Below are 22,506 nucleotides of genomic sequence, written 5' to 3'. Positions count from 1 at the left end.
TTCAGGTGATTGGGCGTTTGGGCTCAAACAGTGTATCCACGTCACTGCGTGAACGCCGCTCCTCCGCGATTTTCCCTAAACGCTGCAATGCCGGGGGGCAGGCGGGGTCTTCGGGGCTGGGTCTGCCGGGGGTATGGCTTGGGGGCGAGCGTTGCCGGTGGTGGGGCTGTCTCGCCCGGCGCTCTCGCCGTCCGACGTAGTTTTATACGGAGTCGGTCCTTTCGCCGGGCGTGCTCGTTGGGGTGGTCCTGGAATACTAGTGTTGCCGGTCGGTGGGTCTCCGGGCTTTCACATTTCGTACCTACGGCACGAGGCATGGGTTGGTCTTTGGAGTTACCGACATTTTGCCCCTATGGGGCATTGGCTGTGGTGGGTCTGCCGGGGCGGTCGCAAAGCGGCCGTACCCATGGAGGACGCTGGCTGGTGCTCAACCTCAACCTCGGCTGGACCTTGCCCGGGACCAACCTTAACCTCGGCGGGGTTTCGCCCAGCCCAGCCTACCTAGCCTCCACCACCGACCGCAAAGCGGCCTGGTATGCTGGGGGCAACCGCAGCTGCAGGGCTTCTTCCACCGGGAAAAGGCGGAGTTCAAAATTCTCGCCGCTCAGCCGGAGGGCGCTGGGAGGGGCTTGGGTGTAACATTTGTATAGGAGGACCACCACGTTGACTTGGCGCAGGATGCGCAGGGTGGTGGCTTGGAGGAGGGGGCCTACGGTGACGGCGATGCCGAGCTCTTCGTATATCTCGCGGCGCAGGCACTCGGTGAGGGACTCCCGGCCTTCGAGCTTGCCGCCGGGGAAGTCCCACTCGCCGCGCTCGTTGCGCAGGAGGATGACCTTACCGTCCATGCAGCAGAGGCCTTTGACGGAGACGGGGTAGCGGCGGGCGAAGTAGTCGGAGGGGAGGAGGCGGCCGAGGGTTTTAAGATAAATAGATTTTAGTGTCAAGGTTAAAGTGTCAAGGTTAAAGGATAAAGTGGGGCAAGTGTAAAGTGTAAAAGGGGAAAGTGTAAAAGGGGAAAGGGTACGGGTAGGAATACAAGGGCGTTTATCGTTTCCTGGAAGTTTTGCTGTAGATGCTGCCGAGGATGCGCTTGAGTTCGTCGGCTTCTTTTTCCAGGGGGAGCCAGAGTTGGTGCTCGGGTAGAGTGGCGACTACGATCCTAATCCAGTAGTGGGTCTCCCGCATTTCTTTTAGGGCGATACCTATTTTGTTAGAGAAATCTGCATTGGAAACAGCGGCCTGGGACTCCTCATAATTTGCCCCCGTAGAAGTCGCAGACTTTACCAGCTGATGGATAATGACTCGGTATTCAGCCGCATTAGGAAGCTTCCTCGTCGCTTTGATGACCGCTACCGCAAAATGGAATATCCGGTCTGCCAGATCATTTTTCCGTTTTTCAACCACAAAGAGATACTTTTAACATATGACCTTACTAACAGCCAAAGCCCAGCCCTCTTTAACCTTCCCAAAGCCCCAGCCCAGCCAACTTTAACCTTTAACCTTCCCCCAAGCCAAAGCCCAGCCCCCTTTAACCTTCTCTACCTTACCCTTTAACCTTCTCTAACCTCCCAAAAATCCGCTCCCAATCCCCTTCCGACATATTGGTGCCTGAAGGAAGACATAGACCAATCTCAAACAACCGCTCCGAAGTGCCATCTCCATAAAAAGGAGCCTCCTGGAAGACGGGCTGCATATGCATAGGCTTCCAAAGCGGGCGGGCTTCGATATTGTCTTTTTCGAGGGCCAGGCGGATGTCCTCGCGGGTGAGGCCTTTGTTTTGTTTGGGGTCTACGAGGATGGTGGTGAGCCAGCGGTTGCAGAAGGTGCCTTCGGGCTCGGTGGGGAATTGGATGTGGTAGCCGTGGTCTTGCCAGGTGGCGAAGTAATCCTGGTAACGCTGGAAATTGGCGCGGCGCTGGGCGATGCGCTCATCGAGGACGCGCATCTGGCCGCGGCCGATGCCGGCCAGGACGTTGCTGAGGCGGTAGTTGTAGCCGACCTCGGTATGCTGATAGTGGGGGGCGGGGTCGCGGGCCTGTGTGGCCAGGAAGCGGGCCTTTTGGATGAGGGCTTCGTCCCGGGAGACTAAGGCGCCGCCGCCGCTTGTGGTGATGATTTTATTGCCATTGAAGGAGTAGACGCCGAGCTTGCCAAAGGTGCCGGTGTGCTGGCCGTGGAGGGTGGCGCCGAGGCTTTCGGCGGCGTCTTCGATGATGGGGATGTCGAAGTTGTCGCAGAGGCGGACGATCTCGTCCATCTCGGCGGGGGTGCCGTAGAGGTGGACGGGGATGCAGGCTTTGGGGCGTATGCCCTGACTGTAGAGGTCTTCGATGGCTTCCCGCAGATGAGCGGGGCTCATGTTCCAGGTGTCGGGCTCGGAGTCGATGAAGATGGGCTTCGCACCCATGTACAAAATGGGGTTGGCGGAACCGCAGAAGGTGAAGCTCTGACAGAGGACGTAGTCGCCGGGTTGTACATCCAAAAGCCGGAGGGCGATGTGGATGGCAGCGGTGCCGGAGGACAGGGCGGCGGCGTGGGCGACTTTGTTGTAGTCCTGCAGGTCGGCTTCGAAGCCGTTGACGTTGGGGCCCAGGGGGGCGATCCAGTTGGTGTCGAAGGCTTGGTGGACGAAGTGGAGTTCTTCGGTGCCTAGGTGTGGACTGGAAAGATAAATTTTATTCATGAGCTAAATTACAGTTGTATTTTTAAAGGTCCCGCCTTCGCGCTATGGTATTTCATGGTTGGCTACGGCGGGCGGAGGAGGGCTGGAGAGGTAGATTTTATTCATTGTCTGAATTGCTGTAGCATTTTAAGATATTCCGCCTTCGCGCTATGGTATTTCATGATTGGCTACGGCGGGCGGAGGAGGGCTGGAGAGGTATATCTTATTCATTATTGGTTGTCGGGTTTTATGGTATTGTGGTCCCTCCTTCGCCTGAAGGCTTCGGCGGGCAGAGGGTGTTTTGGTTTTTGGGGAAGTGGAGTTTCGGGTTTAGCTTTTCTCATAAAGCTAAGACGGGTAGTGGTTTAGGGCTAAGCAGGGTGAGGCGGCGGCGGGGTACAAGTTAGTTGCCGAGCTACCTCTTCCTCAGTTCATGTGAAGGACGCCAAGCAGAGCAGGATAGATTACACAAGCGTCTAATATTATTATCAATCGAGAGGAGAATATCATTATTCGTAACCCAGATTTAGTTTTTGAGCCTCTTTAGCCAGGTCATCTAAATGCTTTCTTCTATCAGATTTAAATTTAGCCTCATATTTAAGAATGTCTTGCAGCAGAATTCGCCTATGGCTGCCAATTTTCTTAAAGGGTATCTCCCCCTTTTCAAGCAACTTGATGACATGGGGCCTTGATGCATTCAAAATATCAGCTGCTTGTTGAGTCGAAATTTCCGCATCAGTCGACATTAAAGCAATAGATTTCCCTTGAGCCATATTTTCAATAATAGCGTTTAATAATTTCAATGCTTTTATGCCTTTTCTTTCCGAGTTTAACTTCCGGATTTAGTTGCAGGCGGCCGTTCAGGGCTGCTTCGGCTTCCGCTTTAGCAAGGCCATCGGTAGCCAATGGTGTCCATTCGCCTTCGAAAGCTTCGTCTTCGGCAATAGCCTCATCATCGTAGTAGATGCTTTCCTCGGGCACTTCTACCCCGGCTTTGGCAAGCTGCATCGCCTCAAGGGCTTCGACTTTATGATCGGTAAAATCCACTTGGTAGCCTTGTAATGGCTCTTCGGCCCTGGCTCTTTGCAGGGCTTCGGCTACGGATAGTTTAGTTTTCATCTTTGTTCTCATCCCATTCAAATTTTGGCATAGAGGCATAGATTGACATTTTTCAATAAACCTTTTTTTCGGGCAGGAGTTCTGGGGTGCGGAGTTTTTTAGGCTCACTCAACAGTAGCTGCGCAGCTATTGTACACGGCGTTTTTGGGTGTTGTGCTGTGGAGGCGGTACCATCGCGTTGCGAGCTTTTGCTGCTTGGCGTGAACCACTCCTCGTCACGTGCCCTCTCACTTTATCATTCTCCATCTAAGCTCGCCTCCAACTCTTCCACAAAAGGCCCATACACCCCTTCATAGTAAGACTCATACTCATGCCGCTCGTAGAAAGCATCCTGCTGAGCCGCTTCAAGCAAGTCCGGCTCCCGGAAAGCCCGCAGCAGCGCACGGGCTTCCTCCGGCGTAAACTGAAGGGGCTGTGGGCTTTCGTCATCGGTGAATTCAGAAAGGGTATTGAGCCTTTGGTAAGCCTGGTCGATCTGCCCAAGCAATTCGAGCTTTTCTTCCTGGAGGCTGTCGGCAGGCTGGCCATCTACCGTATGCTTCAGTACGAGCAGCAGGTGCAGCGCCAGGCTTTCTGCCCGTAGGGGGGAAAGGTGGATGAGGATGGCTTGCTCCATAATCACATATCCTTGGTGTTGCCGGGCGGGCGCTTGAGGAAAATACCGTAGCGCGCCATCCGGGCTTGTGCTTCCGGCAGCAGGGGATAAGCAATAATCAGCTTGCGCTCCAGCTGCTCGGCTTTTAGTATGTCTGTTACAGCGATTATCTCGTACATCAGGTAGTTACTGGCGTAAAAAGAGCTGGAATAGCGGCCTTTGCCCTTGCGGGTAATGCCATATTTCCAGACCTCGCCAGACTGAAGCTTGATTTTTGTAATGCCGGGGCAGCGCAGGCAATTGTAGAGGCCGGTGCGGGTGGCGATCAGGCGGTAAACTTCCACCCGCTCAGAACGGGCAGACTTTTCCTGGTATTCGCGCTTCCGCTGTGCAGACAGCCGGTAGTTGCCGTTTTCATCGATTTCGATAAATCCCGGCAGGCTGAACACCGCGCCCAAAAGGCATATGCCCACGATTGCTGCGAGGATGCGCCGTTGTTTCCGCTTTCTTTCTCCCTGCGGCGGCGCATTCGGAAGTTTTTGTACCATAGTCACGTAGTGTCATCCGACGGATCGGTTTCCTCAAAAAGATCATCGATGCGGCAGGACAGCAATTCGGACAGCTGTATGAGGTGGTCGACGCTCGGCCGGCGGGTATGGTTGTACCACATTTTGACGGTGGTCAGCGATACGCCGCAGTGGTAGGCTAAGTCCTGAGCTTTTAACCCTCGTGCTTTAGCCTTTGCTTTTAGCAATAAACGACCTGTTTTAGGCATGGCTTTTAGCCTAAACCTAAAACATTCATTCGACTGCTATACGATGATGCCCAACAATATACGTGATTATTTTTAAAAAGTAAACACTGGGTTTACTTTTTGTTTTCTTTTGTTTGCCCGCGGGTTTTCCATTTGGCGTAGAGCATGCCTGCCCATTCGTGCAGCAAAGCGGCAGTCATCTTTATTTTGGCTGCCGAAGGCTTCCAGTTGTAAGGTGATTTTTCCGGGTCGGGCTTGACGTAGTGGTCGGTAGGTGCCGGGATGGCTTCAATGCCTTGCTGCTGAAACCAAAAAAGCGCCCGTGGCATGTGCAGGGCGCTTGTGACGAGGATGAGCGGGGTTTGGGTGCCAAAGCGCTGGGCGTAGGCGATGGCTTCGGTTTCGGTGTTGTAGGGTATTGAGCTCTGTAGGGTGTCACTCGGGGCGATGCCCAGGGCGACAGCGGTATTCATAAGTACGGTAGCCTGCGGGGCGCGCTTGCTGCTGGATTTGCCGGAGCCGATGAGCTTGGCAGCGGGATGTTGCCGCTTTAAGCGGATGCCTTCTACGAGGCGTACCAAGGCTTTATGCGATAGCTGATTATTGGGCGGCAGGGTAGGGGCGCTGCTGTGACCGCCGCCGAGGATAAGGATATGGGCGTTTTGTAGGCTGTCAGGTATTCGCCAAAGGATAGGGTGGCGGCTTTCGCGCTGCTGTGCGAGGTAAATGGGCAGTGGGGTGACGGAGATGAGAAGTAGCCATCCGAACGCGTAGCCAAATATCCAATGACTTAATGTTTTGTGCCTCGGTAGTAGAAAAAAAGCCCTAAAATGAGGACAAGCCAAAAGTGAATTAAGGGATGGAGGAGTAAGTGGACTAGATGGCGGATAAATAAGTGGTTTTACCGCGTTAGGCTTTTAAGCTGGAAACCACACTTTCCACCATCCACCCCTGCGGGCTAAATGTCTCTTCGTGCCATTGTAAGTTTTTGTCCCAATAACCAGGGCAGGGGTCGTAGCCAGCAGGGGAAAAGCCGTAGCTGACTTCAACGATCAAGGGGTTGCTGTTTTTGTCGAACACAAAGTCGTAAGCAGCGCACTGAAATTGCAATTGTTGGGTCAGATCAAAAGCGATGCTTACGCAGCGCTCGTCAAATAGCTCTTTATCGTAGGCAAAATTACCACTTCCGGAAGCTCGGAAATCGCCCTTTCGGACGTAACGGTACAAACCAAAAGCTTTGTCTCCGATGACGATGATGCGGGTATCGGAGTCGTTATTAGGGATGAAGTCTTGGAAATAGGCGTAGTTTCTTTCCCGACCTAAGGCTTTGGCAAAAGGAGGAGGCTGGAAAAAGCGGGCTATGCCCTTTATCGGTTCAAGAATGCTGGCTTTACCAATGCGGTATTTATACCAGCGCTCTTTAAGGCTAGCCCAGCGGTCATAATTAGAAAAGCCCTCACCGAAAGCTTGCCGTATCATTTTCTCCGCCTGCGCCCGCGTGCGCACCAATTTGACATTAGAGGAGCTGGCGCCCCCCCTCAACTTGAATACTTTAGGAAATGAAGTAGATGCTGCCCAAGCTAATGCGGCCTCGCGCTCGAAGAATGCGTAGGATGGGACAAGGGGGGCGTTGACGCGCTCAAAAAGGTACTTCTGGGCGACCTTATCGTCGAAGTGCCAAGCAGTGCGGAAGTTGGGGAAGACTTGAAAACCCGTGTGCTCCAGCGCAAAGAGAATTCGTTGGGCAATTAAAATATCCTTGGGGTTTTGCTGTCCATGGTGCCACATCAGGGCATCGCAGTCGGCAAGCTGCTCAATAAGGTTATTAGCGTAACAGTTGACACGCTTGTAGGGTATACCTTGTTCTTCGCAGTATGCCATCCAGCGGGGATGGAAGCCGAACTTACTGTTGTGTATGGCAATTTTCATGAGATAGGATGAATTGAACAACATCTTTATGCGCTTCGCAACGTACCAAGTTTTCTAAGAGAAGCCTTTTTCTTTTGTGCCAGAAGGAAGGCAGTAAACCTCTGCTTTGAAGAGCGCCCAAGTATTTGTTGCGGTGAGGCTCTAAGTAGGCATTGTACATGCGTTCTTTAGATTGGCAGTATCGTTGAAAACGGGCATTAAGCTGCTCAGGATGGGCTATAACTTGGTTCAGGGAGTCCACTTTTGCTGCAAGAGTGTTGGATGGCAGTACTTCGAGTATGGGATCGACATCGCATTGCCGAAAGTAAGTCTGTTCGAAGCCTACTTTATCTTGGCTAAAGTTTAGCGTTACAGCCATGCCTGTATTCCAGATTGAATTTCTATGGATGGGAACGTCAAAAAGGAAGTTACCTGTGGAGTAGAAAATAGGCTTTCCTTGGTATACTTCGTAGCCACTGACACAGTGGGTATGGTGATTGACTACTGCATCCGCACCCATGTCTATAAAAGTACGAAACCAAGTCTGCATACGTGGGCTGGGCAGTTCGTACATCTCATGGCCTCCGTGGGTAATCAAAAGGATATGTGTAGCTTGTTTTTTAGCAGTTTCGATTTGTCGATAGACGTGCAAGGGGTCAATGGGGTTGGCACCCGGAGACTGGTCATGAGTAGTGGACCACTCGTTTTCGGCTACGTTGATGATAGCCAGCTTGTGCTTCCCGAAAGTTTTGTAATAAATATCTGAAGCCTCTTCGGCATTCATACCTGCGCCGACATACTCGATATGCTTATCTTTTAGGTAGGATAGAGTATCTTGCAAGCCTTGCTCACCATAGTCCATGATGTGGTTGTTGGCTAGCGTGACCAGATGAAAGCCAGAAGCCAATAGAAAATCCAATGAGCTGGCATGTCCCTTCAGGGCTGGCCCTGTCTTCGCAATGGGCGCATTGTGTCCGGTTATAGGGCATTCTAAATTAGTAATGGCTAGGTCTGCATCGTCGATAAATTTGCGAAAATTTCCTAGCAATTGCTCATCGCCTGCCGATATATTAGCGAGCCTGTGCACCGGGCAAAAATCACCAGTAACCAATACTTTTAGCTCAGCCATTTTTATCCATCAGTTTTCCCAGCTCATCTGAAGACATGAATTCAACGTCCGGCCAACGCCGTAAAATACCGAGCAATAGCTGGTCAAGCTGCCGCAGGCTGTTGTCAGAGTTTTCATCATTTATCGAGCCGATATAATTTACACGGTGGGTGGTAATGATAGCAGGCTTGCGCCAAAGAAAAGCCCTGTTAATTTGTTGAAGGCACTTATCGACAGGATCAGCCTGTTTGCTTAGCGTGGGTTCGAAATGGGCGTTGCGTACCAAATACCGTTGTTGGTTGCGATTGCGTTGCCCCATAAAGTGCCGGCTGATTTTCCGGGGAGCACCGTGATCTTTGGATACGTTTTGGGCAGTGCTGCCTTGAATATACTTAATTCCTAATTCGAATGCGATATCTTCAATTCCTTTATGCCAGACATAATTGGGCGCTATAAAGGATAGCGGCCTGAAACCGAATGAGGATTCAAACAAAGAGACTGCGTCTTTCATGATGACATCGTGTCTATAGTTTACCTCCTTGGCACCACCATCGAAAGCAGCCTGATAACTGCCTCGGTCTGATTGGGTGATATGCTTGCTTATACCGGTCATTTGGAGCCCAAAAGCCAAATGCACTTCTTTAACACCAGCTTTTAGGTCTCTCATCCAACGAGAGATATTTAGGTGTTCTCTGCCATGTAATTGAGGCAAAAAAAGCCCATTCTCTATTCCTGTTTGGAAAGTCTGAAACGTGGCTGTAGTTGCTGCGTGTTTTTTGTAGGTTTCGGTGAAGGGTTCATAGTGATACTCTTCAAATCCGCCTTCTCTTATTTTCTCAAAGTCTGGATTAGCAACTATCGTATTTGCGGTGAACTTTGGTGGTCTTCCTTTGCAGTCTTGGTATTTTTGGAGGATCTCAAATAAACGATCAAGGTCCCTTGGGGTCTCCAAAGCGTCATTCATCATGTACTGGCAGTTCTGAACGGGTAAGCCAGTTTGTTTCAGAGATTCAAGTGCGGATAAAGAAGGCGTTCTTATGCTTCCCCAGTCATCACTCTCAAACACCAAAATCTTCCGGCGGGTCCGCAAACCAGGGATATTAAATAGATGACTTTTTACTGTTGTTATTATGCTCATACAGTCTGCAAAAGTTGGTCTTCCCTTAGTAGTAAGGGCTGCGCATCAACATCCCTTAAAAAAATCAAGTCTTTCTCGAAAGTATACATCCAATATTTCTGATCAAAAGAATCATCTTTATCTATCAAGCGAACTGTATCCTCAGCAAAAGTTGCCCCACCGGCAGCAAAGCAAACTGAAAAAGCCACGTGCCGCACATTTACTTCTGTGACATACAGCTTGCCGTCTCCATCCTCTTTAAAATCTACTGTAAAAAAGCCATGCTTCGGAGCTTCCGCGTATGCAAAGAGCCGATCCATAACCTGACTAGCCATATCTACTAGATCAGGCTCATTTAGTAAACGGCCAAAGGAAGTATTGCCGGTAATGCCCGATGGCGCTACCTTTGACATAATATAGTTGACCCGCTCCGCACAGGCAGTCCGCAGTAACTTTCCTTCGAAATAGAGCAGTTTACAAGCCAAATTACGCCCTGGCAGGTATTGGCTGCCAATGAACTGCTTCACTTCGGGGTTGATATGGATCCAATTGCGCAGCGCCGCTTCATTTTCCACCTTTAAGGAACCCAGGCCGCTGGACCCAGAAGTAGCTCTTATCCAAAATGGATAGCCCAACGTCTCTACTGCTTCCTGGAAGTTATTGCTATCCGGCTCAATAATTACCGAGGGCGGCACCCAGCCTGTATCTTTCAGGATATTCGTCATAATACCCTTATCGGTTAACTGCTGTGCTAAAGTGTAATTGGGCAGTAGGGCTTTGCAGGGTAGCGCGCTCTCTTCAGCACGCTTGGCCCAGGCAAGCACTTCAAGCTCGGGCTGTACCAATGCCATTTCAATTTTATGCGCTTCAACAATTCGCTCGATTTCAGGCCAATAATCGGGATGCCCGGCGGGAGGGACAAGGTAAGTTTTGTTGTAGAGGGTCGAATCGTATAAATCCCGGGCATATGGATTGATATCGGTGCCGATGAACTCGTATTGCCTATAGCGGCTGTACCAGCGTAGGGCGCGGGTGATGCTGCGGGGGGTGGGACCGCCGATGCCGTTGATTAGTATCTTCATTTCTTTGGTTGGTACTTTGATGAGATTTTGGGTCCTTAGATGGCCACAGGTTAGCGCAGATGAATGCTGGTACCTTGTGTTATCTGTGTGTATCTGCGTGTATCTGCGGATACTTTTCCAACTCTCTCCGGAATCTCTCTAAAATAGGCTTCAACCCTTTCTTCACCGGCAACTGCCACAGTAATTTACACCAATCATGGTTACCCTCAATCAGCTCTGGCCCTTCATCCGTGATGGCGACATCCCAGCCAATGGATCGGTTCCGGGTGTCGAGCAGTGCAGCGGATTTGCACATCTCGACCGTCTCCTGCCAGTAAGGGATTTGAAATCCAACGATATCCACACCAGTAATTGGATGTTGGTACTCATCGGACTTGGTGATGTCGCTGTAGACGCCTGGACCGTTGACTTTCCCTGTTTCCAAATCAATGGGAGCAGCTATATTGCCAGCTGCCAGATTGTCGACGGCAGAATCGACAGTGATACGCAGGCGGGTGCCGATGATATGAACTTGATCGCTTTTATCTAATTGAGTGATGACTCGGACAGTATTTAAGCCGGATGGTGAAAGCCGCATCAATTCGGTATGTTGAGTAACAAAGGCTTCTACAAAGTCATTGTCGGTTTCCCGGAGCCGCTGTAGCAAAGATTCAGGAGTGAAGTCGCTGCCCGACCGCACTTCGATGCCCCTTCCGCATTGCCCATCCGAGCTTTTTAGGACAATCTTGCCGGAGCGGTTTTCCAGCAATGCTTGCGCTTTATCTGGTGCTTCGGCGATTTCCTGAACAGTAAGGAAGGGATGCCGGACGAAAGCCCGGTATTTTCTTAGGAACTGTGTTTTATCGGCTAGTATGGCGCGATATACAGGCGGGTTCATGTGGCGCTGGTACTCGTACATGTAGCCAGTGCCTGCATAAGTATTACGTATATTATTTTGATGCTCGTAAAAACGGAATTGGTAATACTCCTCAATCGAAATATTGTAGCGAAATACAGAGCGGATGGAATGATACCACTGCGATATCGAAGACAAGCGAGATTTTTTCTGTACATGCCTTTGGAACCGGCTCAATTTGCCCCAATCGAGCTGCCTTATGTAATACCCGAGATATAAAAACCGCTTTGTAAACATCAATTATTGCCGTTAAAGGGTTGCATAGGGCGTTCAGCGCTTTGGTTGACGCCTTCTCGTTGTATTACCTTTTGCATCGTGAGCCATAGGATTTTGATATCTAGCCAAAAAGACTGATGATCTACATAGTAGACATCCAATTCAAATTTGCGCTTCCAGCTGATGCTGTTGCGGCCGTTGACCTGCGCCCAGCCGGTGATGCCAGGCTTTACATTGTGACGGCGGCGCTGCTCAGGGGAGTAGAGCGGGATGTATTTGAAAAGCAAGGGACGAGGACCAACAATACTCATTTCACCTTTTAGCACATTAAACAACTGAGGCAGTTCATCGAGCGAGCTTTTGCGTACAAATGCGCCAACGGGAGTCAACCGCTCGTTATCCGGCAGAAATTGCCCGTTCGCGTCGCGCTCATCGGTCATTGATTTGAACTTGGTCAGGTAAAAGGGACGTTCTTGATAACCCGGACGCTTTTGCTGGAAAAAGGGGTGACCATTGTTTTGGATAAATAAAACAATGGTTAATACCAATAAGATTGGCGAGACGATAGCTAGAATAAGCAAAGCGGAAAGAAAGTCCAGCAACGCCTTAAATCGAATGTACACCTTTATCTTCTTGCATTAATTTTACTAATTCAGCTACAGATATAAACTCCACATCCGGCCAGCGGCTTACTATTTTTTGTAGAAGTCCATGTAAGGCGCTAAGCCCCTTTTTCCGATTATCGGGATCGATGTGCCCACAAAAATTCACCCGATGGGAGCTGATAATAGCGGGTTTGTGCCAGCGGAAAGCCGCCTCGATCTGTTTCAATGTAAAGGCTACCCAGTCCACACCACGTTCTTCGGTAGGCTCAAAGACCACATTTCTGACTAACGTGACTTTCTCGGTTTTCTTATTGCAATGCGTCTGACTCACAACCCGTTTGTACTGCCCGTCTCCCAAGTGTTGCTTGTAAGTCAATGGACGGTCGATGGCTTGTACCCCGTTTTCCCAGAGGACAGCATGCAGGGAAGGGTGAAACTGCTGGGCGGGCGGAGTGAAGGCGGTGGCCCGGTAGCCAAAAACGGTTGCGAAGGCATCAAGGCCTGACTTTATGACTTCTGGAAAGCGTTTAAGTTCTTCTGCTTGTGCAAAAGAAAAGGCAGACGTCCAGCCAATAGAAGGATAGTCTGTTTGTTGAATGCTGGTATATGAACGATTTTTCAGCGCTGTCATAATATCATGATCACGCCGCTGTAGCTTTTCCTCAAATACCTTTAAGTTAAGGTGCTCTCTGCCATGAAACTGAGGTGCTATCAGACCTTTTGCAATACCTTCCCTCCAGAGTTCCCAGGTACCTTCGTAGGCACTGGGCTGTAGTGCGCTTAGTTTTTTGTAAGTGGTTGGCAAGTGCTCGTAGTGGTAGCCGCTGAGGTAACCGTCCTGTGATAAACGCTCAAAGTTAATGTTGCAGGAAAGGGCATAAGGAGTAAAGACGGCTCCTTTACCATTTTGGTCTTTTACAGAGTTTAGTACTTCGTATAGGGCTTGCAGGTCCTCGCGGGTTTCTAAGGTGTCATAAGTGTCAAAGCGGGAATCCATGGGCAAGCCAGCTTGATCTAGCTGCTCGCGGGCTGCCTTAGAGTGCAGGCGTACAGTACCATAGTCGTCAACTACAAAAAGTATTAACTTTTTTCTAGTATTCCAACCTAAAAGGTTTTTTAGGTTATTGGCTAGAACTCTACTTGTTTTAAGCATCATTGCTAAAAACATTCGCGTTTTTCTTTTAAGTGCATTGAAACAAACTTTTCAGCATTTTTAGAAGTATACATTTTGGAAGCCTGCTTAGAATTATAAGAATAATAACGATAAACCTCTTGGTTATTTACAAGTTTTTCAACAAAACTCACACAGTCACTTAAATCTTTGCCCGTATAAATTTCTCCAGCTTTATTATCATTTACTAATTTACCTAGTTCTGAATCTTTCTTTCCGAAACAAATAATTGGCTTACCCGCTCCCATTATGTTAAAGGTCTTGCTCGGAATAGATACATAAGCATTCGGCTCATCTATTGTTACTACTCCAATGTCTGTTGCTGCAAGCATGTGTTTGAATAACTCTTTATCTTGATAGGGTAGCCATATGCAGTTATTTAATTCTAGTCTGACAATTCCGTCCTTAATCATTTTCTTCTTAAACCCTTCACCAGCGATCACAAAAAAAACTTTATCGTTCTCTTTCATAGCCATTGCTATATCTAAAAGATACTGAACATCGTGTCCCTTTCCTAAATTGCCAGAATATATTATATAAGTTTTGTTCGGGTCTAACCCATGTTTTTTAAAGAATAAATTTTGATTTCGATTTATAGTATAACTACCTACACTTTGATCTGTCCATAAATTCACTACAGGAATACCCCTTCCCTCAGTATACTGCTGAACTTTCTCAGCCATTGCATTAGTTATTGTTGAAATAGAGTGAAACTTTTTTAGTGCTTTCGTATTTAAAAACTTCCATATTTTAAAAATAATTGTCTTTTTAGACTTTAAAATACCTGCCGTCACAAAAGCATCAGGATAAACATCGACGATAAGATGCGACATTTTCCGTTTTAAAAAGAAAGGAGTAAAAGAAAGCAGGGGAGGATTTGAGTATAAAAAGACCTCATGTGTTCTATATTTAAAAAATAAATACCAAATCACTTGGATAAAACCGATTAACCATGATAAAGCTCTCGTAAATATGTTCGTCACATTATAGGGTACTATTGGTTGAACCGTTACTTTTGAGTCTAATTCGTTACCAAGTGGATGCACTACTCCTGCAATAAGTACGACCTCATCATAATGCTTTGCAAAGGCGTTTGTTACATCAATAAACAAGTAAGCCGTATGCTGATTTACTAAAACTATTTTCTTTTTGCCATCCACTAACAATAGTGTTTTTTACAAGAGTTAATCGTTTAAACAAAGATATGAAGCAGGATTAAAGTGATTTCCATGCCTCATATGGATTATACCGACGACGAAGTAGTTTGGGAACAAACATATCTTTATGTCGGCATATACTCGTGCCTCGGGTGACGCCCAAACTTCTCCGTTCAGAGTATATCTGTAAACTAGTTCTGAGGCTGAAGAGCCTTCACCTGCTCATTTATCCACTCAAAAGTATGCTTCATGCCTGTTTTCAAAGGTTGAGAAACGCTCCAGTCCATCTTCTTATGATATAGAGTATTATCAGAATTCCTACCCATCACTCCAACTGGACAAGGGAAGCCATATTTACCAAGGAATTCTTCCCCATCAATATTCTTGATTCTAATGTCCTTCCCAGACAAACTTATAGCCATTTGTGCCAGTTCATTGATAGTAACCATCTCTTCTGAACCTATATTGACTGGTCCTGTAAAATTTTCCTGCCTCATGAACCGAAGTACTGCCTCGACACATTCATCGATATAAAGGAAAGATCTGGTTTGTTGACCAGTTCCCCAAACCTCTAGCTCGCCTCCATCTGGTGTTTCTGCTGCTTTACGGCACATTGCCGCAGGAGCTTTTTCCTTACCTCCGGTCCAGGTACCCATAGGACCGAATATGTTATGGAACCTAGCAATTCTTACCTCCAAATTATAGTTTCGGTTAAACGCTAGAAACATGCGTTCAGAAAACAGCTTTTCCCATCCATATTCAGAATCTGGGTTTGCAGGATAAGCAGAACTTTCCTCACAGTTTGGGTTATCGGGATCAAGCTGATTATGCTCCGGATACATACATGCAGAAGAAGAGTAAAAGACTCTTTTTACTTTCTGCCGACTAGCTTCATAGGCTACATTAAGGTTTATCATCGCCGAGTTGTGCATTACATTAGCATCGTTTTCGCCTGTAAAAATATACCCGGCTCCGCCCATATCAGCTGCTAATTGATAGACCTCATCAAAAGGTTTTTCACCATCAATTGGAGCCATAATTTTCTCGACAACTTTCGGGTCTCTTAAGTCTCCTACGACATATTCATCACAAATTATAGTATGGTCCCAAAACTCATGTTTAGGCTTGATATCAACAACTCTGACATCAAAGCCTTCTTCTTTAAGCTTTTTTCCCATATGCCCTCCAATAAATCCACCCCCACCAAGAACTAATGCTGTTTTTTCCATGATAATGAAATTTTAAAAAAAAGTATTATTGCACGAGTGGTTATTGACAAAAACCACTGAAATCGTATTTTTCAACAATAAAAGCCGCAATATCAGTTAAGACTGTACGGTTTTTGCATATTTTCTGCAAATTTCTAAATATTTTTGAGCTCTGCTTGAAGGCGTATCGAAATATCTCAGCCTTTTTGAACCTTCATGAATCAAGTGCTTTTGTAATTTTTTATCGCGAACTAACTTTTCTATTGCATTAGCGGCAGACAGAGCATTTCTAGGCGTAAAGTAAAGTGCTGCCTTTTGACAAATGCTTTTTGCAAATCCCAAATCTGTGGTAATGATGGGTTTTTCCATTTTCATAGCTTCGGGATACGAAGCCGAAAAGCACTCCGCCAAGGTCGGCAAAAACATGCCGTCGCATTCTGCATACAAGCCCGGTCCCTCCGGCGGTGGAACTGGTCCCACATTAATGATATTTGGATGGTCTCCGATGTGGGCTTGGAAATCTTTGTTTTTTAGGGTCAGTACAAAGTCTACGGTACTGATTCCTCGCTGATGTAATTCTTTCAAGACCGCTGGAATCAGCTCCAGGTTTTTATGCGGATAGTAGGACGACAAAGTCAAAAAGCGAAAGCGGTCTGGCTCTTTGGGCAGTAATTTAGGCGCAGTAAATTGTTCTTCGCTGTAGTACTGACTAGCCGTATTAGTAACTGTGTTCACCGCGGATGTTTTCAATTCTTTACGCACCCGTTGGTTGACATCTTCAGTCTGTACCACGTAGGCATTCGCATCGCGTTTGAAAAAGTAGAAATGAGCCTTTTTCTTCAGAAGCATTTTGAGCTGCTGCTTAAACGACAGTTGCTGTACGTAGGGCGATTCAGGGTAGATGTAAAGCGGCAGGTTAAAGCCGATAATCTGCGGAGCTTTAGAATGGAAATAGGATGGTCCGGTAGTGGCAATGATGCAATCTGGTTGTATCTCTCGCTCGGCTTGCTGCAAGCTACGATTGATGATAAAGGTTTTTTGGATGGTGATTGCCCCAAAGTCGAAGTGTCGGAAGTGGAAGTTGGCGGGAAATACAGTTTCGTCTAAAGCGGTTCGTACGCCGCTACCTACCCATATGTAATACTCATGCTCGGCGAAACGGCGGCATTCATGGATAAAAGACAGTGCCACTTGTATGGCACCGCCGAAACGTTGGTGGGCGGTATTAATTACAATTTTCAAAGCCTCTCAGTAATAAATTCGTAAAACTGTCCTGCGATCTCAGAAGCCTCGAACTGTTTCATTTTTTTTCGAGCAGCTTTGCCAAATTTACTCCTCAAGTCAAAATCTTTCATTAAAAGCTGTAGCTTTTTGAGGTATAGTTTTTCATTTCCTTCTGGAATCAAGAAACCGTTAATACCATCATCAATCATATCTGAAGGACCGGCTACACAATCATATGCAATACAAGCACAGCCAGCTGCCATCGCTTCGCCAAGAACATTTGGAAATCCTTCAGATGTAGACATGAATGCGAAGATTTTACTGCAGCAATAATAGGGCTTTACATTTCTTTGTGCTCCTTCGAGTATTACACAATCTTCCAATCCCAATGATTCGACCTGTCTCGCTAATTGCTGGGAAATATTCATTTGTTTAGCATCTCCACCCACGATGCAGAGTTTCCAGTCCTCCGCATTTTCTAAGCGGCTAAACAGTTGGATGAGCCGGTCAGAATTCTTAGTGGGTATTAGGCGCCCTACACTTAGAATGATGTTTTCCTGCTCCTGCTGACAATCCATAGCAGGTATAGGATTACCAACCACACGGATATTGGTATTCCAACTCTTTTGTAGGGCAACATCTTTTGCCTTTTCAGTTTGTGCGATGTAGCCTGCCGCTCTTGGGTACAGGCGGTCGCGTAGCCTATTTTGTAGCCAGCCTAAATCTTTATTCGGTTTGCTCCGGTCGGAGATAAAAATAGGATATGGCAAACCGATTAAAGCCAGCAAAGCTAAGTTATTCCACATCTCGCCAAAGCTGAGAATGGTATCTGGCTGTATGGCCTTTACTGTACGACGTACGAAGGCAATGCTTTTCAAGGTGTGCCAGGTGCGCTTTTTGTTGTTAAAAGCCCATGTAGGTTTATGTACTTTTACAGGGTTGGGTATCGTTTGTAAAACTTCCCGTTTCCGCCCGTAGAGCACTACATGTATCTCTATTTCTTCCTCCTGTGCAAAATGCCGAAGGAGTATGGCCATAACGCGCTCCATGCCGCCTATGCCTAGGGAGTGGATTATGCAAATAATAATCATGAACTAGATGCTTTTCAGCCTAGTACAAAATGAGCTCTCCATTCTTATCTACAGTAGATAGTTCAATTACAAAATACAACTAAGAAAGTTAAAGATTGATGTGGTTAAATTGATTAAAAAAACAAGAAAAAGAATTATATTGATTGAGGAAGAGCTCTTGCGCTTTTTTTGCTATTGGCAGATAATCGATAGGTCTTTCTCCAATATTACGTATTATTTCACGGACGTCGCTAAAATCCCAATTAGTGGGGATATAAGTCTCATTGCACTGGTAAATATCTGGATAAGTGAGTATATGATCCATCCTTGGTTTAATTAAGAGGCTTCCTCCTAAAAGTATTTCAAAGTCTCTATAACAAACTTCACCAAATCCGAATGGACTGATTACAGCTTTGGAATTATACAACTCTTTTTTGTAATCTTTTAATGACAACTTGCCTCCGAAGGAAATACTTTTCTCATTTGAAAGACGGTTAAGCTGTTTTAAAAGAGTCTTTCTGTGAAAGTCATATTTTTCAACACCTTTTAGAGCCCCCCTGTAAGACACTAATATATTTCTACTTTGAGAAGGCTTCTCTAGCTTAATATGATTGTAATATCTAGATAAGATAACAGAAGTACCTATTGGAGAAAATTTGTGAAAAAATTGTGAAAACTCTCGATAGTCGCATAACCCTATATTCCAACCAACATGAATTTTGGGAATGATTTCATTTGGTAAAGATGCTTTTTGTATGAAATCATCAGAATATCCCTGTAGCGGTCTCCAGCTATTCATGAGTAGTTGCTTCCTGAAATTTGTATAGATTTGTGTGTCCTTGAAGATTTGTTTTTTTAAAATGATATCGTAGTAAGGAACAACTTCCGGCATCAGAAAAAATGCCGAATCACTGCTGTCAAATAAGACTCTCTTAATACTTAATTTTTCAGCGTTGTGTAGTAATTCTTTTATATAGTCGAGTGATTGAGACATAAATCCACCTGGCTTGAATAAACCTTTGCTAATTTGCTCATAATATCGAGAGTCGACTATTAGTATCTCGCATTTTAAGATATCTTTAGCTTGATGGTTGGTCTTGAATTTGATGTTATATCCATTATCCCCTAATTCTTTTTTCCACTTGATGAGTGGAAAAAAATAGTTAAATCCTCTTTTCCAAGGTGGTCGATGGCATAAAACATGAATTTTATTCATTGCGGGTTATGTTTGATCAAGACTGATTTTGTATTCGCCCCAAGGAAGTCATACATCATTAGTATTTCAGCCCCCTAATAGATCAGACTCGATTACAGATTAAAAACTGTAGTTTTGATCATGGCAAAACACAGATTCACTAAAGTGGACAAGCATTAAATATTAAATGAAGCAAGTTTGAATTTGATTTTAGTAGAATAAACAGTTAAGAATTAATGGGAAAAGTTTATGGTGTCAACTATTAATGGTGGATAGCCGAGTTTAATAGAGTTGTTGAAAAATAATTAACTGATAATCAACGGTCAGGTTTCTTGAAAAGTGGCGTTTTTGATAGATTTTAAAGTCAAAAGTATAGATCAAAAGAAAAGAAATTGTTGATAATCAATAAGCTACGCAATTTGATTAAAAAAGTTCACCCATTTCCTACCCACATTATCAAGAGTGAAATCTTGGGCACTATCTAAACATTTGATCGAAATACATTTTCTTAAATTGTCATTTTTAGCTATTTTTTCTATACCATCAACCATTTTATTAATATCAAATGCTGGGTAATGAAATCCGTTTTCTCCATTTTTTATAATATCTTGTACGGCCATGTAGCTATTAAAAAGAAAAGGAATTACTCCATAACTTTGAGCTTCAAGTATTACATTGGGGAATCCTTCTTTTTCAGAAGTCATAAGAAGAAGCTTTGCCTTTCTGTAGTGAGGCTCTGGTTGCTGTGATCCAAGCAATTTGATATTTTTTAAATTTTCAAGACTAATTTCTTTCGTGATTCTTTCTTTTAAAGATCCATCACCTAAAATTTCGAATTTCCAATCAGGTAAACGATTTACCAGTAACCTCCAAATCGGTAATAGAAGGTCTGCTCTCTTATGGTCTTCGGATATTTTGCCAACAAAAAGCAGTGTATTTTCTTTTAATGCCTCACACTGTTCTATATTTGGTATAGAGTTGGGGATTATTGCTATCTTATTCGAAAGAAAATCTCCTACAAAAAATTCCAGTTCTTTCTTATTTGCGGGAGTTAAAAGCACAAAGTAATCATGCCTTTTAAGAATTGTACGTAATTGTGAACGATGCTTAAAGTAGTGATAAGCAAGAATCAGGGAAAATCCAATTTTATTATTAATGATTTTAAAAACGGAAGCTGGTAATATTCGTTTAGTGGTATTTTTAATGTTGTCTTTAAAACTAAATAAGGTATTTCTAAGACAACCAATAAGGCGAACGTCAGTATTTTTTCTTGAGTAATCACTAAGAACCTTGCTTAAAGATTTAATATAAGGCATCTGGTTGATAATTATTTTAGGGCTGATTTTTTCAATAAGGGCTTTTAATTTCGCGATGTTTTCTTTGTTACTCGCACCATTGGGTTCAATAGCGTTAAATTGATGTCCAGGGTATTTGTGTTGATGTCCTGAGTTTTTCAGCGAAAAATAGAAAACCTCATAACCGATCGAATGGAAATATGATCCCATTTTATAGGTTGTACGTTGAACACCGCCTTTATTGATATCGAATGCGGTACTTTTTACGAATAAAATTTTCATGCAGAACTCAGTTTGTGCTTAAAGTTGAGTAAAGTTAAATGATTAAAGTAACTTGGATTTTCACGAACGCTCGTACTAGTAGAGTATCATCAGACTTCAGAATGACTAAATTGGAATAATAAACTTGAGTAACTCTTTGAGTGAAAAGTTAAGATCAGGATTAGTAATTACAATTCCAGGTAAAATAAATGAAAAGAAACTTGGGTGGTCAAACCACCTGCTTATATTCCATATTGCAAAAGGAATCATTAGGGCAAGGTAAAAATTAAGACTCCATCTAAAGTAGATATTTTTAAAGTAGATTGTTGTGTCACGCAGAAGAAGAAATAGGCTCATTAAAATAAATACTTCTCCTATAACTCTAGAGCGACCAGAGACTTGATCTATAAACCAACTGAAATTAGAAAACGCATGAATAAAAACACCAATTACAAATAATGATATTATAAGGCTTTTATTCGTATTCGACTGCCTTATGGCAAAAAAGTAGACAGAAATAATTATAAAGCTAAACGCATACCGGTGTAATCCGAAGGATTGGAGCTTATTATAAAATCGTTGATTTCCTCTGCTTTCGATTCTTTCCCATTTCGCATTAGCACTAATCTTTTTGTCAACACTGTAGTTTTCGACTCGCTTGTGTATTATTTCTTGGTTTTCAAAACGTTCTGCTAAACCATTGGTAGGGTTGAAATTAGAAAAGAACATGGATATTATAAAAGCTGTTATAGCTAGTCTTGGTGTGTTTTTAAGAACGATGCCTAATATAACAGGAAGAGCTAAGATGAAATAACCAAAATGGACTACTGGAGTTAGTAAAATGAAAAGTAAATATTGTGGTTTTTTATTTTTTAAGAATTTTAAAGTCCCATATAACAGCATCCACATAGCAGTCCATGTTCTAACTGTATTTACGCCTTCTATATTTTTATGCATTATTAATAAGAACCCAGTCGCTATCAAAGGAAAATAAGTAAAGGTCAAGGGTCTATCAAAAATTTCAAAAAGGACGTTCAGAAAAAAAAATCCATATACACCGGCTACAATTACGAAGAAGAAAAGAGAATTACCTAATATACTCCCTGAAATAAAAGAAATAGTATGACGATAGATGTCATCTGATCCCACTCCAGAGTCTTGAAATTTAAGGATTTTCATAGATGCACCCGCAAATTCTGACAAATCCATATTTTGATAATATGTATCTACATTTTCTCTATGCCTGAACCCATCATTCTCAACGCTGAACTTAATCGTAGCACCATAGAATAAAAAAAAAATAAACAGTACTATTTTTTTTTGGGATTCATTTCCATTTTTTATTCCATAGTATAAGCTAATAGCTGGGAAGAATAGTGCTATCAGCATATTCTGGAAAAAGTATATGAGTTTATTCTTTAATGACATAGTCTATTTCTATTTTTGACTATTAAGAGTGTGAAGTTATGCAGCACACCACTAGGCGTTTTATAGAAGAAGCGCAAAAGCGATTATCTTTAAACTCGACCAAAATCAAAAAACATGTCGACATTTACGCTTCGTGGACAAGTTACAGGAAAGGCTGTAGAACTTCCAAAATAGACCTTGTAGAGCACCTTGATCGTTAGTTATTCGATCTTTGATGAGAGTACTGTGAATCTGAACAATGTAAAGAACAGTGTCCCACATGTGCGTAGCGACAGCGGAGCTAGTCTACCTGCTTACTAATTTGCACAACTCCACATAAGCAACCCGGTATTGGTGGCGCTGGCAGATTGATGTCTGCTTTAAGCATCTGAAGAGCAACGTGGTCAACTTGTAGGCGATGATGAATGTGCAGGGCTGAAAAAATGCCACTTGA

The 22,506-nt window shown here is 44.7% G+C and carries 23 protein-coding genes; all 23 read right to left on the bottom strand.

Annotated features, from left to right (window positions below; translation table 11 throughout):
* Nucleotides 1–497: 497 nt before the first annotated feature.
* Entirely contained in the window at nucleotides 498–947 is a 450-nt protein-coding gene (locus MRY86_RS07660; protein WP_293563909.1) for an NUDIX hydrolase, read from the bottom strand.
* Between the two features lie 100 nt (nucleotides 948–1,047).
* Nucleotides 1,048–1,407 carry a four helix bundle protein gene (locus tag MRY86_RS07655; protein WP_293563907.1) on the bottom strand — a complete coding sequence of 120 codons (360 nt, stop codon included), beginning with the start codon at nucleotides 1,405–1,407 and terminating at the stop codon, nucleotides 1,048–1,050.
* 139 nt (nucleotides 1,408–1,546) lie between these two features.
* Nucleotides 1,547–2,686, bottom strand: a complete 1,140-nt coding sequence (locus MRY86_RS07650; protein ID WP_293563905.1) for a DegT/DnrJ/EryC1/StrS family aminotransferase — start codon at nucleotides 2,684–2,686, stop codon at nucleotides 1,547–1,549.
* A 488-nt stretch (nucleotides 2,687–3,174) separates the two neighbouring features.
* Entirely contained in the window at nucleotides 3,175–3,468 is a 294-nt protein-coding gene (locus MRY86_RS07645) for an excisionase family DNA-binding protein (RefSeq protein WP_293563903.1), read from the bottom strand.
* Nucleotides 3,443–3,784: a hypothetical protein gene (locus MRY86_RS07640; protein WP_293563901.1), complete on the bottom strand. Its 342-nt coding sequence runs from the start codon at nucleotides 3,782–3,784 to the stop codon at nucleotides 3,443–3,445. The genes MRY86_RS07645 and MRY86_RS07640 overlap by 26 nt, the downstream gene beginning before the upstream one ends.
* Nucleotides 3,785–4,019: 235 nt before the next feature.
* Nucleotides 4,020–4,400 (bottom strand): hypothetical protein, encoded by a 381-nt coding sequence (locus MRY86_RS07635; RefSeq protein ID WP_293563899.1) that lies wholly within the window; start codon nucleotides 4,398–4,400, stop codon nucleotides 4,020–4,022.
* Nucleotides 4,401–4,402: 2 nt separating this feature from the next.
* Nucleotides 4,403–4,927, bottom strand: a complete 525-nt coding sequence (locus MRY86_RS07630; RefSeq protein WP_293563897.1) for a hypothetical protein — start codon at nucleotides 4,925–4,927, stop codon at nucleotides 4,403–4,405.
* 2 nt (nucleotides 4,928–4,929) lie between these two features.
* Nucleotides 4,930–5,154: a helix-turn-helix transcriptional regulator gene (locus MRY86_RS07625; RefSeq protein WP_293571198.1), complete on the bottom strand. Its 225-nt coding sequence runs from the start codon at nucleotides 5,152–5,154 to the stop codon at nucleotides 4,930–4,932.
* A gap of 92 nt (nucleotides 5,155–5,246) precedes the next feature.
* Nucleotides 5,247–5,978 (bottom strand): ElyC/SanA/YdcF family protein, encoded by a 732-nt coding sequence (locus MRY86_RS07620; RefSeq protein WP_293563893.1) that lies wholly within the window; start codon nucleotides 5,976–5,978, stop codon nucleotides 5,247–5,249.
* A gap of 64 nt (nucleotides 5,979–6,042) precedes the next feature.
* Nucleotides 6,043–7,062: a hypothetical protein gene (locus MRY86_RS07615; protein ID WP_293563891.1), complete on the bottom strand. Its 1,020-nt coding sequence runs from the start codon at nucleotides 7,060–7,062 to the stop codon at nucleotides 6,043–6,045.
* Complete coding sequence (locus tag MRY86_RS07610; protein ID WP_293563889.1) at nucleotides 7,037–8,170, bottom strand: CapA family protein; 1,134 nt, start codon at nucleotides 8,168–8,170, stop codon at nucleotides 7,037–7,039. The genes MRY86_RS07615 and MRY86_RS07610 overlap by 26 nt, the downstream gene beginning before the upstream one ends.
* Entirely contained in the window at nucleotides 8,163–9,287 is a 1,125-nt protein-coding gene (locus MRY86_RS07605) for a hypothetical protein (RefSeq protein ID WP_293563887.1), read from the bottom strand. The genes MRY86_RS07610 and MRY86_RS07605 overlap by 8 nt, the downstream gene beginning before the upstream one ends.
* The gene (locus tag MRY86_RS07600) at nucleotides 9,284–10,348 is read right to left on the bottom strand and encodes a hypothetical protein (RefSeq protein WP_293563885.1); all 1,065 of its coding nucleotides are present in this window, start codon (nucleotides 10,346–10,348) and stop codon (nucleotides 9,284–9,286) included. Before MRY86_RS07600 ends, MRY86_RS07605 begins: the two co-directional genes overlap by 4 nt.
* A gap of 79 nt (nucleotides 10,349–10,427) precedes the next feature.
* A complete protein-coding gene (locus MRY86_RS07595) occupies nucleotides 10,428–11,381 on the bottom strand; it encodes a sugar-transfer associated ATP-grasp domain-containing protein (RefSeq protein WP_293563883.1) in 954 nt (317 codons plus the stop codon).
* Nucleotides 11,382–11,479: 98 nt separating this feature from the next.
* Complete coding sequence (locus MRY86_RS07590; protein ID WP_293571196.1) at nucleotides 11,480–12,082, bottom strand: sugar transferase; 603 nt, start codon at nucleotides 12,080–12,082, stop codon at nucleotides 11,480–11,482.
* Nucleotides 12,066–13,232 (bottom strand): hypothetical protein, encoded by a 1,167-nt coding sequence (locus tag MRY86_RS07585; protein ID WP_293571194.1) that lies wholly within the window; start codon nucleotides 13,230–13,232, stop codon nucleotides 12,066–12,068. The genes MRY86_RS07590 and MRY86_RS07585 overlap by 17 nt, the downstream gene beginning before the upstream one ends.
* Nucleotides 13,223–14,395 (bottom strand): glycosyltransferase family 4 protein, encoded by a 1,173-nt coding sequence (locus MRY86_RS07580; RefSeq protein ID WP_293571193.1) that lies wholly within the window; start codon nucleotides 14,393–14,395, stop codon nucleotides 13,223–13,225. The genes MRY86_RS07585 and MRY86_RS07580 overlap by 10 nt, the downstream gene beginning before the upstream one ends.
* Nucleotides 14,396–14,583: 188 nt before the next feature.
* Nucleotides 14,584–15,621, bottom strand: coding sequence for an NAD-dependent epimerase/dehydratase family protein (locus tag MRY86_RS07575; RefSeq protein WP_293571192.1), 1,038 nt, complete (start codon nucleotides 15,619–15,621; stop codon nucleotides 14,584–14,586).
* A gap of 96 nt (nucleotides 15,622–15,717) precedes the next feature.
* Nucleotides 15,718–16,842 carry a glycosyltransferase gene (locus tag MRY86_RS07570; protein ID WP_293571191.1) on the bottom strand — a complete coding sequence of 375 codons (1,125 nt, stop codon included), beginning with the start codon at nucleotides 16,840–16,842 and terminating at the stop codon, nucleotides 15,718–15,720.
* Nucleotides 16,839–17,915 carry a glycosyltransferase gene (locus tag MRY86_RS07565; RefSeq protein WP_293571189.1) on the bottom strand — a complete coding sequence of 359 codons (1,077 nt, stop codon included), beginning with the start codon at nucleotides 17,913–17,915 and terminating at the stop codon, nucleotides 16,839–16,841. The genes MRY86_RS07570 and MRY86_RS07565 overlap by 4 nt, the downstream gene beginning before the upstream one ends.
* A gap of 88 nt (nucleotides 17,916–18,003) precedes the next feature.
* Nucleotides 18,004–19,110 carry a hypothetical protein gene (locus MRY86_RS07560; protein ID WP_293571188.1) on the bottom strand — a complete coding sequence of 369 codons (1,107 nt, stop codon included), beginning with the start codon at nucleotides 19,108–19,110 and terminating at the stop codon, nucleotides 18,004–18,006.
* Nucleotides 19,111–19,499: 389 nt separating this feature from the next.
* Complete coding sequence (locus MRY86_RS07555; protein WP_293571186.1) at nucleotides 19,500–20,666, bottom strand: glycosyltransferase; 1,167 nt, start codon at nucleotides 20,664–20,666, stop codon at nucleotides 19,500–19,502.
* A 105-nt stretch (nucleotides 20,667–20,771) separates the two neighbouring features.
* Nucleotides 20,772–22,034, bottom strand: a complete 1,263-nt coding sequence (locus MRY86_RS07550) for an EpsG family protein (RefSeq protein WP_293571184.1) — start codon at nucleotides 22,032–22,034, stop codon at nucleotides 20,772–20,774.
* Nucleotides 22,035–22,506: the final 472 nt, after the last annotated feature.

Origin of the sequence: Phaeodactylibacter sp. (assembly GCF_022763345.1) — a bacterium.
Classification (GTDB): Bacteria; Bacteroidota; Bacteroidia; order Chitinophagales; family Saprospiraceae; genus Phaeodactylibacter.
The sequence above is the reverse complement of the archived record's forward strand: the minus strand, read 5'-3'. Positions and strand labels throughout refer to the sequence as shown.